This window comes from Dyadobacter sp. SG02, assembly GCF_900109045.1.
Lineage (GTDB): Bacteria > Bacteroidota > Bacteroidia > Cytophagales > Spirosomataceae > Dyadobacter.
This window is the reverse complement of sequence record NZ_FNYL01000002.1, coordinates 251,797-269,979: the sequence shown is the minus strand read 5'-3', so window position 1 is coordinate 269,979 and position 18,183 is coordinate 251,797. Positions and strand designations below refer to the sequence as shown.

The window sequence follows — 18,183 nt, the reverse complement described above, 5'->3', positions numbered from 1 at the left end:
TCCCCGCTTCACCAGCCCGTCGTTTTCACAGCAGGCGTTTCCATTGCGTCATATTCTTTCAAATAATAGAAGTAATTCTATTCATAATCGATCATCGACTTCTATTTATTTCTATAACACCTGATCTAGTTTTGATGCCGAGATCAAACCAGTTCATGCACCCATTCTTCTATACCCAATCAACATGCCACTGACGCCCGGCAATGTAAAAAACTCGGAAATTCTGACTACACCCGAATAAACATCAACCCAATAAGTACCTGATTTTTAACACACTTACACACACGACATTCTTTAAATGTCCACCCAAACCCCGATGCCTATGACAAAATAAGAAGCAACTCCAAATCCATTTGTTCATTCAAAATCAAACGATTATGCAAAAACAACTATTAATGTTTTTGGCATTGTTCGCTGTGGTCTGTTTTGGGGCGCAGGGACAAAACCAAACATCAATTTCTGCAAATGCGACTATTCCCGCAACTAATGCGGTCACGGATAAATTTCAAAGTGCCCAGGTTCGGGCATTTGCAGAAAACAAAGGCCAGATCGTCGACATCGGCGGTAAGGCTAACAAAAATGTCAGGTATCTTTTGAATATGCCGGGGCTCAATGTACAGCTTCGCCAAACCGGTTTCAGCTACGATGCCTATAAAGTACAGTCCGCTGGCGGGAATGCCAGCCGTAAATACCATCGCGTGGACATCGAACTGGAAGGTGCTAACCCGGCAGCGAAAATCGTCGCAGCCAAACCGGCAGGCGGCACCCAGAACATGATCAACGAACGGGGGGATTTCCTGGGCATACGCCAGTTCGAACAGGTTACCTACCACGACATTTACCCCGGCATCGACCTTGAATTCGTAGCGGGCCAGGGTAATGGTAAACCGGTGGAGTACAACTTCGTCGTATATCCCGGCGCGGACGCTTCGGCGATCAGAATGCGCTATAAAGGTGCCGATAAAATGGCGCTCAGCAACGGTAAAATCGTGATGAACCTGCGCCATGGCAAGCTCAGCGAGCAAATCCCCGCAAGCTGGCTGACCCAGACGAAAAAGTCGGTGAATGTAAGTTACAAGGCGCTGGACGGCGATTTGTACGCATTCCATGTTCCGGCTTACGACAAATCCAAAACGCTGGTGATCGACCCTACTCCCAACGTGGAATGGGCCACTTACTATGGCGGTACGGGAGAAGAACAGATCCGCTCGGTAGCGACCGATCCCGATGGAAACATCTATGTGACCGGTACCACTACCAGCAACAGCAACATCGCCACGGCCGGAACGTCGCAGACAGCGCCTGGCGGCGATATCGACATTTTCGTTGCCAAATTCAACAGCAATGGCGTGCGCCAATGGGGAACGTACTACGGCGGCGCCGGCAAGGATGAAGGTAACAGCATTACTTATTCCAACGGCCAGGTATATATCGCCGGCGAAACAATTAGTGCAGGCATGGCAACTGCCGGCGCATTTCAGGATAGTCCGGGTCCCAATGGGGTTAGCGTCAACTCTATTATAGCGCGGTTCAACGTCGCTACGGGTAACCGAAATTGGGCGACCTACTATGGCGGCGGCATGACTTCATTCGCAAGCCGGATAAGTGTCGACGCGAATGGAAATATCTTCGTTTTGGGCGGGACTGCGGTAAACCTCTTTCCGCTTTCATCCTGCGCGCCGGGCAATATTGCTACGGCCGGAACGTACCGTCAGGGAAATGGATGTACTAACAGCTGGCTCGCTAAATTCAACTCCGCGGGGGCTAGGCTCTGGGGAACTTTTGTGGCCGGTTCGGATCTCAAAGCAATCGCGAGCAGAAGCAGCTACGCGCTTGACGTTGACGCTGCCGGAAACGTATATGTGGGCGGATCGACTGCGCTAAGCGCCACTTACGATGCCTCCCTGGCATTTGGCGTAGGCGAGGGCACGGCCATCACTACCGACCGTGGCTACCTGATGAAGTTCAACGCCAACGGCGGCCGGGTTTGGGGAAGATTCTACGATGGAACCTTCACGGATCTGAAAGTTGACGAAGCCAATAACCGTATCCAGACGGTCGGGTACACGACGAGTGCGACGGGCATTGCCTCTTCGGGTGCTTACAAAACGACCAAAGTCCCCGCAACCGACGGTTTCTGGGTAACCTTCGACATGAGTGGCCACTACCAGAAAGGGACTTACCTGGGTGGACAGGGCCTCACCTACGGGATGGGGGTAAAAGTCGATAATACCGGCGATGTGATCGTAGCCGGACACAGTACCGCTGCCGGCAACGAACTATCCACCAATTGCAGCTTCCAGACGAGCCCGGCGGGCAACGTGGATGCGTTCATCAACAAATTCAGCGCGTCGTCAGGCCAACGTATCTGGGGCACCTACTATGGAGGCCCGGGATTCGATTATACCGGTTATGTGTCACCCGGCGGAACCTTCGGGATGGACCCGGCTTTCTCTTCCCCGCTGGCTATTACGGAGGGTAACAAACCTGTTTTGGCGGGTTACTCGGGTGCAGGAAGCCCTAACCTGGCTACCGAAGGATCGCACCAGCGCGTGCATGGCGGCGCTACCGACGGCTGGATCGCCAAATTCAATACCGGCGAGCTACCTGCGGGATTCGCCGTAGCTTCTTCCTCATTAAGCCCGATGTCGCAAAATGCCTGTATCCTCGGTATTCCGGGTATTATTACCGGTAATGCCGTGGGCGCAACGGCCCCTGCGAATTACAGCAGAAAGCTGTTCTATCAATGGCAGTCTTCCTCATCGGCTTCCGGTCCGTGGACGGACCTTGCGGGCGAGGTTTTCAAAGACCTGCAACCGCTCGCTTCGCAGACCACCACTTACTATCGTCGTTTGGTAAGGGTCAATACTGATTACTGTAACCAAATCACGGTCGACTCTTCACAGGCTGCGGCTGTGCAGATCAACGCGAATGCATCACCGATCGCCAATGCCGACGGTCCGCAATGGTATGTCTGTGGAGCAGGCTCCAACACAGTTGCTTTGAATGGCGCCGCAACAGGCGGTACGCCTTCCTATTCTTACCAATGGTATGAAGGAAGCACCAGCAATGGTACGCCCCTGGCGACCACCGGCGCATGGACAACCCCTGCCATTACCCGCGCGACTACGTACACCTTGCAGGTAACGGACGCGGCGGGCTGTGTGGATATCGACCAGGTGACGGTCGTTCCGGCTGTTGCCAATGCCGGTGCCGACAAATCCATCTGCCAGGGTGCAGGCGGGGTACAAATTGGTACGGAGCCCGTGGCGAGCCCATCCGTACAATACAGCTGGTCGGTGGTTTCAGGCGGCGCGCTCTCTACTTTGAGCTGTACTACCTGTGCCCAGCCCATCGCCAACCCCGCTGTTGCAACAACGTACCGTTTGACGGTAACCGTAACCCGCAAGGGAGGAACTACCTGTACATCGTTCGACGACGTCACCGTAACGCCGATCACTGCGCCGGGCAACACGCTTGCATTCGCAGGTGCGGACAGGACCGTTTGTAAAAACACCACCATTACCATTGGCGGTACAGCGGACAACACTTATGCCTATACCTGGACTCCGGGTCAATATTTGTCGGCCTCCCAGGTTGCTAACCCTGTTTACAGCTCGGGAACCGCGCTGGTCACCGGCGGGTATACCAATTACACCGTATCGGCGGTAAAAGCGGGTTGCACCTTCACCGACGAAGTGAAAGTCTACTCGATCAACAACCGCATTACCGATCAGGACGAATTGAACTGCGGCCCGATGTGGAGCACCCATCTCGACGAAGAGAATGCCCCGGGCGCAGTTTACTCATGGAGCGTTGTTTCAGGAAACGGTGTGATATTGCAGACGGCCAAAGAAGGCAGGAACGCTTACCTGAAAAGCAACAGTGGTGTCACCAAATTCCGCCGTACCGTAACGCTGAACGGCGTTTCCTGTATTGCCGAGCTGGATGTGGAACCTTGTACTGTTGGCCCTGCATGTGATTTCGACATCGTAACACTGTCGGATCAGGCTTGCCCGAAAGTGTTCGGCCCACTGGCTGCATTGAAGCTGGGTACTACCCTACCTGCTTCGGATTATAACTTCTCATGGAGCCCCGCCAACCTGGTGGACAATGCCCATGCTGCGATCGTAAACATTACTTCTACCGCCCCGGCCACCATCACCGTTACGGTCACCAACAAGTACGATGCATCCATCACTTGCCAGGAGTCTATCGTGATCAACCCGCCGGGATGGTCGCTGCCGGCATTTGTTGCACCGGACAAATATACTTGCCCGGGCACGTCGATCCAGATCGGCGGTACGCCGGTTTCCGGTTTCACCTACGCCTGGACGCCCGATCAGGCATTGAGCGCCATCAACATCGCCAACCCGGTTGCCAATGTGACTGCAACCCAGGCGTTTTATGTGACGATCAAGGAAACAGCATCGGGATGTGTGAACAAAGACACGGTGAATGTAGTCGTTCCGCCTGCGCCTGTGGCCAATACCGGAAACGACCGTGCGGTTTGTAACGGTTCTACCGTAACGCTCGGCTCCCCGGCTCCTGCCGGAACCAACTGGGTGTACTCGTGGGAACCTTCCAACACGGCCTGGACCAATGGTACGGGACCAAGCGATGCGCAACCACAGGTTCAGTTCGCATTCTCGACGCCTCAGAGCTACATCCTCACCGTCACAGACCCATTGACCGGCTGTATGGACAAGGATACCGTGGTGTTGAGAAATACCGTCACTACCGGAGAATATGCCGGTAATGCATTGGCTACCTGCCAGGGCGTAGCTGCGCAACTCGGCCGCGAGGCGGAGCCATTTGCGCAATACGAATGGTTTATGGCCGACGGCGTTACGCCTGCAACCGGTTTAAGCTGCATTACCTGTGCCAACCCGATTGTAACAAACCCCGCGCTTACCACGACTTACACCGTCAAAGTGAGCTACCCGGGCTGTAACACGCCGATGACCGACCAGGTAACATTGACCGTGAACCCGGTACAAGGTTTGGAATTGATTGATAAAAATGTCTGCCCAGCCGGCCCGATCGCGATCGGTTACGGATCAGCTGGCAACCCTGCCGCTCCGGCGGGCGCCACTTACCAGTGGGTACCTGCAACGGGCCTGAGCAGCGCAACAGTCGCTAACCCGACCGCTAACGTTACCCAGGAACGCATTTACTCCGTCACGGTAACACTCCCCAGCGGCTGTACTTTCACAGACGAGGTAAAGGTGACACCTTCTGCCAATGCCGGTTCCGACGCCGTACTTTGCCCAGGCGAGTCTACTACCGTAGGCACACCCGCGATCGCGGGCGCTACCTACTCGTGGACAGGCGCAGGCATCGTAGGCGCAGCCAACGTAGCCCAGCCGACCGTGAAGCCAACGACGACGACGACTTATTCCGTAAGCGTGACTTTGAACGGCTGTACCACCACCGACCAGGTAGTGGTAACTGTGAATTCTCCTGCTGATTTCGCCATCACCGGTAACACTGCGATTTGTGAAGGCGGCGTGGCGACCCTGTCACTGGCTGGTGCCGCTCCTGCGAATACCACATGGCAATGGAGCCCGCTGGCGGGTGTAGCCAGTCCGAATGCGACTTCCACCACCGTTGCTGCCGCTTCTACCCAGACTTACCGCCTGACACAGACCAACCTGAACACAGGTTGCAGCAATTACAAGGAAGTAGTAGTCGTGGTTAACCCAAACACCATTGCCGCTACGGTTGACAATGTTGCCCTTTGCCAGGGTACCTCGGCTGCATTGCCTTTGAATGTGACTTCTTCGGGTAACTACTCGTACGTTTGGGCTCCTTCTGTGGGTCTTTCAAATGCATTTGTTGCCAACCCAACCGTTTCGACTGGTTCTCCAAGAACCTACACCGTGACGGTAACCGACAACACCAGCCAATGTCAGTTGGTGAAACAGGTGAATGTCGCTATCAATGCACCTGAGGCTTGTTTCGCACCGGTAACTCTGACCGGTAATGTGTTCCACGACGCCAATGCATTGAAAGATGTGACTGTCAACAGCACGGCTACCGACCCGTCTATCCCGACTGGTTTGTATGTGACTTTGGTGGATAACACCGGCGCGGCTGTGAAAACGGTTGCCGTGAATGCAGATGGCACTTATGATTTCGGTGTAACTAATCCGGGTGATTATAGCATCGTGTTGCATCAGACCTCGACCGGCTCCACCGTGCCAAGCCTTCCTGCGGGTTGGGTGAACACAGGCGAGAACCTGGGCGCGGGTGTAGGTAGCGATGCAGCTGTAAATGGCATCCTCACCGGCGTAACCGTTGCAGGCACCAATGTGACCAATGCGAACTTTGGTGTACAACAACCTCCTGTAACGACCGGCGGAACTGAGCCTACCCAGCCAAATCCGGGCGGCACGACCACCGTAGATCTGACCTCGCATTTCGGCCTGACCGATCCTGACGGAACCGTGACCAGCATTACGTTTACCGAATTCCCGGCGGATGTGACCACGATCACTATTAACGGCACGACCTACGTAGCTCCGGGCACGACGCCTGGCGCAGGGCAGCAGGTATGGCCGGCTGGCAACCTGACAGTTCCTGCAACGGGTCTGTCTGTGCTGGTTGATCCTGTCGATGGCGGTGCGGAAGTGGAGATTCCATTCTTCGTGACCGACAATGGCGGCCTGGAAAGTAACGTCAGCGTCGTAACGGCTGATTTCACTATTCCAACCGTAAGTCTTTCCGGCAATGTATTCCACGATGCCAATGCATTGACGGATAATACTGTCAACACAACAGGTTCGGTGACTACGATCCCGACAGGTCTGTTTGTGACGTTGGTTGATAATGCAGGTAATCCTGTGGCAACTGTTCCCGTGAATGCAGATGGTTCATACGACTTCGGTGACGTAGAACCGGGTACTTACAGCGTCGTATTGCACCAGACAGCAACCGGCTCGACGGTACCAAGCCTGCCAACCGGTTGGAATAACACGGGCGAGCACCTGGGCGCGAATGCGGGTAGCGATGGAACGGTGAACGGTATTTTGCCAAACATCACGGTAACAACTACCGATGTGATCGATGCAAACTTCGGTGTGCAGCAGCCGCCGGTAACGACCGACGAAAACCTGCCGTCTTCGCCAAACCCTGGCGGTACGGTAACCGTGGATATTTCGGACGATTTCAATTTCACCGATCCGGATGGAACCGTGGAGACGATCACGTTTACAGAATTCCCTGAAAATGTGACTACTGTGACCATTAATGGAACAACCTATGTAGCTCCGGGCGAAACGCCGGGACCAGGAGAGCAGGTATTCCCGGTAGCGGGCGTGACTGTTCCGGTAACCGGTCTGGAAGTATTGATCGACCCGATCGATGGCAACCCGACCGTGGATGTACCGTTCAAGGTAACCGACAATGGTGGTTTGGAAAGTAACGAAAGCTCCGTTACCAAACCGTTCACGACGCCGGTTGTAAGCCTTTCGGGTAATGTGTTCCACGACGCTAATGCATTGACCGACAACACCGTCAATACCACTTCGGCCATCGCGATCCCAAGCGGATTGTATGTGACGCTCGTAGACAATGCCGGAAATCCGGTTGCGACCGTCGCTGTCCAGCCAGATGGTTCATACGACTTCGGTAATGTGGAACCCGGCACTTACAGCGTGGTATTGCACCAGACAGCAGCCGGCTCGACGACGCCAAGCCTGCCAACCGGTTGGAATAACACCGGTGAGCACCTGGGCGCCAATGCAGGAAGCGATGGTACTGTGAACGGTATTTTGCCAAACATCACGGTAACAACTACCGACGTGACCAATGCGAACTTCGGTGTGCAGCAGCCTCCGGTGGCCGATCCGAAGGATTACCTGATCGATCAACCGGTGACGGATGCGATTCTGCCGCTCAACGGATCGCATGTGAGCACGGGTGTGGGCACGACCTCGCCTGACCAACTCACCGGCGCTGACCCTGAGGACGGCACATTGAATGGCGATGATAAGGACCGTACCGTGGTAATCACTACCCTGCCGAACAATGGCGAGCTGTATTACAACGGCGTGCTGGTAACACCAGGGCAAGTGATCCCGAACTACAATCCTGATTCATTGGCCATCAAGCTGACAGGCACAGGTTACACCAGCACCACTTTCGAGTATGCTTATGTGGATGAGGCCGGTGTGCAATCGCCACCTGCGCCGTACACGATCCGCTGGGAAAAACCACTTCCGGTAACGCTTGTATCGTTCACTGCCACTGCGCGTGAAAATACCGCTGAATTGAATTGGGCTACTTCGGAAGAAACCAACTCGGACCGTTTCGAAATTCAGCGCAGCATCGACGGTAAAGCTTGGAAAGAGGTCGGCAGCGTGAAAGCGGAAGGTGAAAGCAAGGTGAGAAAGACGTACTCATTTGTCGATCGCCAACCGGAGATTGGCGATAACCTCTTCCGCCTGAAAATGGTAGACGCCGACGGCACCTTCGCATTCAGCGCCATCAGAAGCGTCCGTTTCGAAAGCAAACTCGAAAGCAGCATTTACCCTAACCCTGTGAGCAACGAGCTGGCGCTCAAAGTGACCAGCTGGAAACAGGTGAAAGCCATCCGGATCGATAACCTCGCAGGTTTGCAAGTTTACAGCTCCGGACCGGTTGATTCGGGTAAGGTAGATGTAAGCAAACTCGACGCGGGCGTGTACATCCTGCGCATCACACACACTGACGGGTCTGTTCACACACACAAATTCGTCCACATTAAATAGTACATAACGCTAACTAATGCAGCGAGACCGCGGTTGGAAATCACTCCACCGCGGTCATTGCTGCAAAATCCGACTTTTTATGAATAGATATTTTTCCAAAAAAATTGCCCGGGGAATCTGTTTCGTCTCAGGCGCACTCGCGCTCTCATTGCAAGTTAAGGCGGACGGGATCGGCTTCCCGACCTCACGTCCGGGAATGATCGGCGCATTAGGTATACAAAAGACTGCCGCCTTCGTGGAACCGCTCAATCAATATGCGTATGTGTATCTCAAAGAAGGAGAATCGCTTAATTACCAGATACAGAAGGCAGGTGGAAACTTGGGTAGCAATGCATTGATATACTCGATTTACTCTCCATTAGGACAGGTAGGAACGGATGTGACCATTCCAAATGCAACCAGCGCCGTCCAGACCGGTACAGTTACCGCAACGGCGGAAACGGCAGGTATCTGGATCGTCAAAATGAACCTGTTCGGCAACACCAATTATTGGAGGTTCGATGTCAATGCCATGGCCGCCGACGGCACCACCCGTATCGGCGGAAGGGTTTACACCGACTTCATATACCCCGTTCAGAACAATCTCGCCAATATTCCCCTGTTCGTACAGACGCCATCCGGTCACCGTTACGATGTAGCCCTGAATGGATACAATGGCGTCAACTCACGGCTTTCATCCGACCAGTACGGTCTTACGTCCGTTGCCAACTGCAGCGAATCGCTCTATCGCAGTGCCGAGATCACCGACGCTTCCGTCAGAAGCTATAATGAGCTTAGTTGCGGCGTTCAAAACAAAATGTTTTTCAGCGCCATCGACGTAACAATGCCCGCAACGGCACCCATGTGGAATCTCACATCCAACCAAACAATCAATGAGTGGCTCAACCCTGCGCTGACCGGACCTGTGGTAAGCGAGCTGGCCTACACCGCCGTCAGCGGTTCCAATCCGATGGCCGGCAATTTTACGTTAAAGGTTGCCGACCACGTTGGTCAGGCGACATTGCTGCTGGACCTGGATAACGACGGGATTTACGGCGGTGCCAATGACAGAAGCATCCCCTTCGGTGTTGCCAATGCGAACACCATCACCGTTCCTTTCGACGGATTAGGCGCAAACGGCTCTCCGCTCGCCGCCGGCAGCACTATGAAAGCGAAGGTTCTGGTCGACAAAGCCGGTGAAGTACATTTCACCATGATCGACGTGGAGGTTCTTGCAGGCGTCAAAATCACCCGGACCACGGGCGAAGCAACGGGTAATACCCTGCTGTACTGGGATGACGCCGCATTATCGGAAGATGGCAGGGATTCCATCACACCCATTAAGGATGGCAGCGCGGGGGTCGATTCCGGCTCCGGGAGCGGTGTACACGGTTGGGGCGGCGGGACCTCTCAATGGGGGAACAACCGCCTGATCGACAACTGGGCATATGCAGGTGCGGCGGCCACCCAGGAGATCACCATTGAAGGCTGCGCGGCCAATGCGGGAACGATCAGCAGATAATCAGCCAATTACCAACCCATTTAAACCAAACATCAATGTACCCAAAACGACAATTGGTGGGCGTAAGGTTGTGGCTTTCGATGCTCTGCCCATTTGTGCTCGCCGCATTGCTGCCGCTGGATACCAGTGCGCAATGCAACTATAACGAGGGCGTCAGCCCTACTTTCAATATTTCGGGAAATAATACGGCCTCAGGCTATACCACCGTGGTCGTCGCGGCGGACGAGGTGGGCAGCATTGCCTACATTTCCGCTGCGGGTAGTGCGAAACTGCCCGCATTGGCAGTCGGAAAATACAATGTGTACTCCTTCAACTACCAGGGCGCGGCCCCTTCCTCGCTGGCTGTGGGCAGTAATGTCTCGGGTTTGCTTTCCGGCGAAACCTGCGCGGCATTGTCTTCGCCGATCAGCATCGGAGTCTGCAAATGCACGGATGAACTGCCGGCATCAGGCCCATTGACTTTAAGCCTTAATGCTTCCGGTCACAATGCGACGGCCGGTTATTCGCAGCAGTATATTGTATTGGGGCCCGATGGCAAAATCGCCAACATTACCAGCTCGCCCAGCTTCGGGTTTACCGAAGTAAATGCCTATACGATTTATGGGATTAATTATAAAACAGGAGGACTTTCGGGGCTTGCGGTAGGCAATGATTTGTCGGCATTAACCGGTGACTGCTTCGATTTGACGGCGCCGGTTGAACTGAATGTTTGTCCCGCCAACGCTATGCCGGTGACACTGATTTCCTTTGAAGCAACCGCCGTCGAAAACGCCGCGCATTTGAGCTGGGCCACCTCCGAAGAAACCAACAGCGACCGCTTCGACATTCAACGAAGCCGCAACGGCAAAGAATGGAAGGTAATCGGCAGTGTCAAATCAGAAGGGGAAAGTAAAGTCATCAGACCTTATTCCTTTATCGATGTAAAACCTATCGCCGGCGCCAATCTCTACCGCCTGAAAATGATCGACCGCGACAGCACATTCGCATTCAGCAGCATTAAAAACGTCCGGTTCGACAATCTGATCGCCAGCAGCATTTACCCCAACCCGGTGACCGATATGCTTAGCGTGAAAGTGGCCGATTGGAAACAGGTAAAAAACGTGGCGATCACCAATCTGGCGGGCCTGAAAGTGTATAGCTCCGGTCCCGTGGAATCCGGCACGATCGACGTTTCCGGGCTCGAACCGGGCATTTACATCCTGCATATTACTGCGCTCGATGGTTCGGACAGCACGCACAAATTTGTTCATCATTAAAAATTTGGGTGTTTCAAAAACATTCCGATCCGATACCGGAATGTTTTTGAAACACCTTTTACTCTTTTACAAGCTTGTAAGTCTCGCCGTTACCCACCTTCATCAGGTAAATGCCTGCGGGAATAGCGGAAACGTCCACAGTTTGCGTACCGCTTGCCGGTAAATGTCTGGTTAACAAGATTTTCCCTGCCTGTGATATGACCCGGATCGTCTGTCCAACGCCGCTTTCGGATACATTAACCTTGACAATATCCCTTGCAGGATTGGGATAAATAGCTGAGGTTACGGAGGTCCCATTTTCGAAGGCTAAGATGCGGCTGTACGAATAGGTGCGATCCCAATCTTCCATTTTGAGGCGGTAATAGCTGCGGCCCGGTAACAGTTCCCGGTCGGTGAAATTATAGTCGTGCACACCTGCCTCGTTGATCGCCGCGATGGTGCCTACTTTCTGAAATTGCCTGCCGTCGGCGCTTCTTTCCAGATCGAAATGACTGGTGTTCTCTTCTTCCGTGGTACGCCATGCGGCAAAGGCCGCGTTACCTTCGTTCCGAACGGTAAATTCCACGAGGCGAAGTGGCAACGCGCCCGCGCGGCTCAGCGTCACATCTCCTGCCGAGGGTTTGTTGTAGACCAAAGCCCAGCCGGCGGGGAGGTTATTGCTTTCGAAAGTTCCCGAGAGCGCGGTCGATTTCAGGATCGTGATCGCGTCCGTATTGCCCGGCACGTAGCCGCCACCGAATGTAACGTTCAGGATGCCCGATAGCGAGGCCGTACCTGTTACACTCACCTGGTCAAATTCGGTACAGGCGGTTTTACCGTTTACTTCTATCCGCAAGGTGGCTCCCGGCAGCATGGTAAGCCCGTTTTCAAAACTGGCGCATCCCGGGCTGTTTCCCGGCACCAGATTGGCCTTGTTACTAAATAGCGCGCCTTTGAATACGCCGCTGCCCTGGTAACGGTTATTATTGTTAAACACATCAGCCGCATTCCAGGTGCCATTATTGATCACAGCATTATTATTGGTAAAAGTCGCCTGGGTGCTGAATGCACCGCCGTTGGTAACCGTTCCGTTGTTGGTGAATGCGAATGCGAGGGTCACCGATCCGTCGGCATTGTTCAATTTGCTCGATGCGCCCGGGCTGCTCACAAGTGCCTGCAAATTCATTTTTCCACCCGGAAGGGTTTCAAATACGTTGTTGTTGCGGAATGGAAAAGTGGGATCGGTATTGTAAAATCCCCGCCCGGCGATGTTGCCGAATCGCACCGATCCGTCGTTGGTAAAATTACTTCTTGGCGTCGCGCCCGTTACCGCATCACACACGATCGCATCGCCCGTTAAACTACTGAATTCCAGCACAGACGTTTGTCTGTTTTCAAAAACACCCCCATTACTCAGCTGCAATGCCGCAGTACCCTGGAAAGCAGCCGCATTGCCCCATACGATCTTACCGTCGTTCTCAACCCGGCTACCCGCTTTTACGACCAGTCCGGCCGATCCGCCAGTCACTTTGTTCAGATACAGCTCTCCGCGCGGCCTGTTTTTAAAAACTACATTACCGTCGAGGTAAACGCTCTCTTTGGAAAATACGCTTCCCAGACCGGTTTTAATCGTTCCATCATTGCTCAGTTGACTTTCACTGGCGGCGTAGAATGGCGACCCGGCTACATTATAAAATTCGAGCGCTCCGTTGTTCACAAACTCGCTTTCGTTCAAAATCATAAGGCCATTTTGCTGCGTGTTGCCCACTTTGATCAGTCCCAGCTTCTCATTGGCCAGCGACGCGTTTTGATCCACCTGAATGGCGTGGTATGGCAAAGGCGACGTAGCTTCACCGATGGAAAGCGAAGCATTATTGACAAACCTCGATCCGGCGTCGCGAATGTATAGCGCAGGTAACGTAGATATGAGCGAAGGCCTGTTCAATGTAATGCCGGCGCCTGGCTGGTTTTCAAAACGGGAGCCCTCCGTAACGGCAATACCGCCGCCGTATGTCCCATCGCTTGCCGAAGCATCCAATATACCCGAATTGGTGAAGACCGATGCGTTTTGCAGCAGCACCGGGATGGTGTCGGTTTGAATAAGCCTCACGGTTCCCCGGTTATCGAACTGGCCTTTTACGAGATGTACACCGCTTTTTTTAGCCTTATCCAGCTTTACGAAGCCACCTGCGGCATTGGTAAACCTGGAATTATCGAGATAAAGTGCATCATTTTTCGCATTATTGGTACCGCCTGCATCTGTAATGCCCGCATTCGTGACGACGGAGCTTCCCGACAGGCGAATATTGTGGCTGCCGCAGTTGTATGCCTGGATTACGCCTCCGCTCTGGTTATCGATGACCGAAGAACTCAGTCCGAACGCAGAACCGCCGATGCGGCCCGTTTTTCCGATAAGTATGTTTTTTTGATTGGTGATATTGACACCCCCGAGGTTGATAGCGTTACCGCCTGTGTTATCGATCAGGATGTCCCCTTGATTGGCAATCAGGGAAGTGGATCTCATCGAATAGACCCCCCGGTTGCTGATCGGTCCCGACTGCCCTATTTTGATCTGGCCTGTATTGTTCAGTTTAGACAATGCGAAACCGTCGCGTGCATTGTCAATCAAAATCAGCCCTGCATTAGACGCGGTGTCGCCTACCACTAATGCGTCACCCGTGATTCTGGCCCGCTGCCCGATCCTGACCTCGCCCGTATTGAAGAGCCCGGGGCTAACCGCAATCCCCGTATTTCCCTGCTTTCCGGGAAGGGCCTGCACGTCGTCGACCGTGATGATGCCCGTGTTTGTAAAACTGGCACCGCTGGTAAAGATGCCTGCACTGATAAGGTTTTCGCCCTCTGCGAAGCCTATCGGGCCAAACTTACCAATCTCGATCGTGCCGTGGTTCGTAATCGATCCTCCGGAGAACAGGAAAATGCCCGCACCCGTCGTGTTTCCTATTGCAATCGATCCGGTTTTATTCACAATAATATCCGGCTTCGCGCCTGCGGGAAAACTTCGGTAATAGCTTGCCGCGATGCCGTCGCCATACAGTGGATTGGTATCTCCCATGATCAGTTTACCGTTTACAATGAGCTGGCTCCTGTCGAACATCCGGATCGCACCATATGTGCCCGAATTGTTGACATGCAATGTGCCGGTCTCCCCGATATTGATTTTCCCCTGTTCGTCCACGTAAATAATCCCCGCGAACACCTCGCCGGTAACGATTACTTCACAACTCGAGTTGATCCCGACAGTCTGGTTGCGGCCCGGTACCTGGCCGGTAGACCACCCGGAGGCATCCGACCAGTTGCCCGACCTTTTCTCCCAAACAGGATATTGCGCGCAGGCGACGAATGCGGAAAGTAATAGCGTGACGATTAGTAAACAGGATTTCATGGTGCATGCTCCGGTTAGTTCAGGAATGGACATACAAAGCAAGCTCAACCATGGTAGGAGCACAATAGCAAATAATTGCTATGTCCGCCGGATTGGGATCATATTATGGTTTATTTATTCGGGATCGGTGGCGCCAAAGGCCTTTATATATTTCTCGATGTACAGATCCTTTGCGGAGCTTTTGTATTGCATGATGAACCTCGGGTGTTCCAGGGGGATTATCTCACCGAAAAAACCATGGTCCCTATTGAGCTGCTCCAGAAACCTGGCGTTCTTTCCCGTCCCGAGGCAAAAGCAGGTGTCCGTAGCGATTCCAAGATCAATTAATTGCCGCATGCTCTTGACTATAAATGGATAAACAGCTTTCGTGAGCGCTGCACTGTCGTAGTAATTATAGTTGACCTCTTTTCCTTCCGGATTGGTCTTCGTGATCGCCAAAGGGAATGGCGAGTTGATATAAAATCTGCTGTAAAAATTACTAACGCCGCCAAATGCATGGATCATCTCGTAGATAAACACCGAAGAAATTTCATGTGTCGGCTTTCCGTTGTAGGGAATCTTGCACTCGCTGACGAGCCGTTTGGTGTCGGTAAAGGGAACGCCTGTTACGCCGGCACCGAACCGGCTGGGGTTGATGCCCAGAATGATGTGGCGCCGGTTGTTATCGTCGAGATACTTTTCCGCGAATGCTTTGAGGTTATCCAACGCCGTCGTTGGCCCGATAAATGGATTGATAACACCGATGCCATCCGGTAAGGACGGACCGGAATAGGCCAACTGCTCATGAAATCGGATTACTTTCTGCCCAAAGGTCATTAATACGGGACTATCTTAGCGTTTCACTTTTTTTATGAAACGAAGATAGTACAAGCCGGCGAATGAACGATCCGCTATTCGCTCCGCAGGCTCTTCACCGGGTTTACCAACGCGGCCCTGAGGGCGTGGCTGGTCGTGAAAGGTAATGACCTAAACCCTATCATTGGGAAGTTCATACCGAATGCTCGTTCGTGAATGACATGGACCAATCTTTCGGCAGCTTTCCGAACTGCTTTCTAAACTCCCGGGAGAAGTATTTCGGGTCTTCGAAACCGACCATTTGCGCGACTTCGCCGACGGTAATCCCTGGCTGTTTCAGGAGTTGCGAAGCCTTTTGCAGACGGACCATTTTGACGAAATCATTGACTGTCATACCCGTTAGCGCCCGTAGCTTTTTGTACAACACACTCTTGCTCATTCCAATGCGCGACACGAGTTCGTTAATCGTGAATTCGCGGTCGCCGATCTGCTCCCAGACGATCTCATGCAAATCTTTTAAAAACGGGTCGTCCTCTTCCCGGGGTTGTGGTTCGTCGGGTTCGGACGCCAGTGACTGCGCATATTTCTGCTGATCGGCCTTCCTGGTTGCGATCATGTTCCTGATTTTAAGTTCAAGTATTTCAATGTGGAATGGCTTGGGAATGTAATCGTCCGCCCCGGCCGACAGACCTTCGATATGATGGTTGACCATGCATTTGGCCGTGAGCAAAATCACCGGAATATGGTTCGTACGAACGTCCGACTTGATATTCCTGCAAAGCTGGATGCCGTCGATGCCAGGCATCATAATGTCACTGATCACAATGTCGGGAATATGCTCCTGTACTTTTTCCCAGCCCTGAACTCCGTTCGACGCCTCGAACACAATGAAATTGGATTTCAACACCTCGCTGCAAAAATCGAGCAATTCCCTGTTGTCTTCCACCAGCAGCACGGAATACTTCGCCGCTGCATTCAATGTCCTCGACACCCCGGCTTCCCCAATGGGTTGGCTGACCGGTTGCACGTCATCCAAGCCATCATTGAAAACAGTTAGCGCGGCATTGAAATGGGTGATACCTTTAAAAAGTAGTACCGAAAACGCGCTGCCCCGGCGCGGGCCCGACGTCGAGCTCCTGACATTGATCGTGCCTCCGTGCAGCTGTACGATCCGGTTGGCCAACGCGAGCCCGATCCCATAGCCCGTGTTGCGCGAGTCGCGCTCGTAAACCTGGAAAAAATTAACGAACAGGTTTTCCAGATGCTCGGGCGCAATCCCCACGCCGTTGTCCGCAATGGTCACCACCACGCACCCCGGCTGCTCGGTTAACGAAACGTCGACGTTACCGCCCTCCGGCGAAAATTTATAAGCATTCAGCAGCAGGTTATAAAACACTTTTTGAAGCTGCCCCGGGTCGTACCATATCGATAAGGTCTCCGCGTTGGAAGTGAACGAAGTCACCACTTGCTTCTCGTCCGCCAGCTGCTCGAACGACGCGACACAATTTCTTACAAATGCGATCACATCGCCCTCCCGGACGTAGATCATCGCCTCTTTCCGCCCGATCTTTCTGAAATCCAGTAACTCATTCACCAGCAGCATCATCTGATCGATATTCCTGCTGGCCGTTTTAAGCAGTTTCACCGCGTCTTCATTAGGGTGGACGGCCCCTTCCAGCCGCTGCACCGGAATGCCTATCAGCGTGAGGTGCGTCCGGATTTCGTGCGAGATATTGGTAAAAAAGTCGACTTTCATCTGGTACAGCTCATTTTCCTTTTTCAGAATTCCCCGAAGCCAGAAAAAGCGGGTAGTCACCCACACCAGCAGGCTGCTCAGCGCTGCATAGCCAACGTAAGCCGGCCACGTATTCCACCACGGATCAAGCACGGTAATATGCAGTTTCCTGGCAACGCTGTTCAGGGTACTGTCCTTACCGGCGGCTTTCACGCACACCACGTACCTACCCGGAGGCAAGTGCGTGATCGGGTAAGTTGTGCTGTGAGCGGCACCTGCAATCGCATGTTCCGCCAGGTGGCCGAGCGGCGCCAGGGGATGAACGGGCAGAGAATGGGCAAATACGCTGTGACAAAATAATAGGGCAATGCAAAACACGGTCTTAACGTGCTTCATGATAGGTCGGGTTTTAGGAAATGATAACTCGAAAAATTTGTGTAATTACTACTACAAATAAAAGTCGATCGAAAAGTAAATAATTCTATCTTTTCTAAGAACGAATTCATGTAACCGAAGGAAATTAAAATCAATTTTCTACCTTTTTATAATCGATTTTCTACTGTTCGATATGAATAAATTCAAAATATTTGCCACTGATAGCAGGCATTAATTCTACACGGCCAAAACATCCGGCAAACCTGTTATCCGAACCCGGCCTCAAACTCAACGGGGCGCACTCCATGCTCGATACCATCTGCGACAAGCACTTCCATCCTATGCATTGTCCTGAAAAACAATACCCTGAAAACAATCGCACGCTT

6 protein-coding genes are annotated in these 18,183 nt (G+C 53.0%); 3 read left to right on the top strand and 3 right to left on the bottom strand.

Annotated features, from left to right (window positions below):
* The first annotated feature begins 377 nt into the window (after window positions 1–377).
* The 3 genes from BMW93_RS04840 to BMW93_RS04830 all read left to right on the top strand — a co-directional run bounded on the left by BMW93_RS04840 (window position 378) and on the right by BMW93_RS04830 (window position 11,510).
* On the top strand, window positions 378–8,753 hold the full coding sequence (locus tag BMW93_RS04840) for an SBBP repeat-containing protein (RefSeq protein ID WP_090374078.1): 8,376 nt from the start codon (window positions 378–380) through the stop codon (window positions 8,751–8,753).
* A gap of 79 nt (window positions 8,754–8,832) precedes the next feature.
* The gene (locus BMW93_RS04835) at window positions 8,833–10,254 is read left to right on the top strand and encodes a hypothetical protein (RefSeq protein WP_090374077.1); all 1,422 of its coding nucleotides are present in this window, start codon (window positions 8,833–8,835) and stop codon (window positions 10,252–10,254) included.
* A gap of 35 nt (window positions 10,255–10,289) precedes the next feature.
* Window positions 10,290–11,510: a T9SS type A sorting domain-containing protein gene (locus tag BMW93_RS04830; RefSeq protein ID WP_090374076.1), complete on the top strand. Its 1,221-nt coding sequence runs from the start codon at window positions 10,290–10,292 to the stop codon at window positions 11,508–11,510.
* A gap of 58 nt (window positions 11,511–11,568) precedes the next feature.
* Here BMW93_RS04830 and BMW93_RS04825 read toward each other — a convergent pair whose 3' ends face one another.
* The 3 genes from BMW93_RS04825 to BMW93_RS04815 form a co-directional block, all read right to left on the bottom strand.
* Entirely contained in the window at window positions 11,569–14,892 is a 3,324-nt protein-coding gene (locus BMW93_RS04825) for a T9SS type A sorting domain-containing protein (protein WP_177194007.1), read from the bottom strand.
* Between the two features lie 114 nt (window positions 14,893–15,006).
* Window positions 15,007–15,708, bottom strand: coding sequence for a uracil-DNA glycosylase family protein (locus BMW93_RS04820; protein ID WP_090374074.1), 702 nt, complete (start codon window positions 15,706–15,708; stop codon window positions 15,007–15,009).
* 172 nt (window positions 15,709–15,880) lie between these two features.
* The gene (locus BMW93_RS04815; RefSeq protein ID WP_090374073.1) at window positions 15,881–17,818 is read right to left on the bottom strand and encodes a response regulator; all 1,938 of its coding nucleotides are present in this window, start codon (window positions 17,816–17,818) and stop codon (window positions 15,881–15,883) included.
* Window positions 17,819–18,183 lie beyond the last annotated feature (365 nt).

What these genes read in the sequence shown, in the direction of transcription:
- BMW93_RS04825 (WP_177194007.1), bottom strand. Translation starts at nt 14,892, where the DNA reads ATGAAATCCTGTTTACTAATCGTCACGCTATTACTTTCCGCATTCGTC.
- BMW93_RS04815 (WP_090374073.1), bottom strand. Translation starts at nt 17,818, where the DNA reads ATGAAGCACGTTAAGACCGTGTTTTGCATTGCCCTATTATTTTGTCAC.
- BMW93_RS04840 (WP_090374078.1), top strand. Translation starts at nt 378, where the DNA reads ATGCAAAAACAACTATTAATGTTTTTGGCATTGTTCGCTGTGGTCTGT.
- BMW93_RS04835 (WP_090374077.1), top strand. Translation starts at nt 8,833, where the DNA reads ATGAATAGATATTTTTCCAAAAAAATTGCCCGGGGAATCTGTTTCGTC.
- BMW93_RS04820 (WP_090374074.1), bottom strand. Translation starts at nt 15,708, where the DNA reads ATGACCTTTGGGCAGAAAGTAATCCGATTTCATGAGCAGTTGGCCTAT.
- BMW93_RS04830 (WP_090374076.1), top strand. Translation starts at nt 10,290, where the DNA reads ATGTACCCAAAACGACAATTGGTGGGCGTAAGGTTGTGGCTTTCGATG.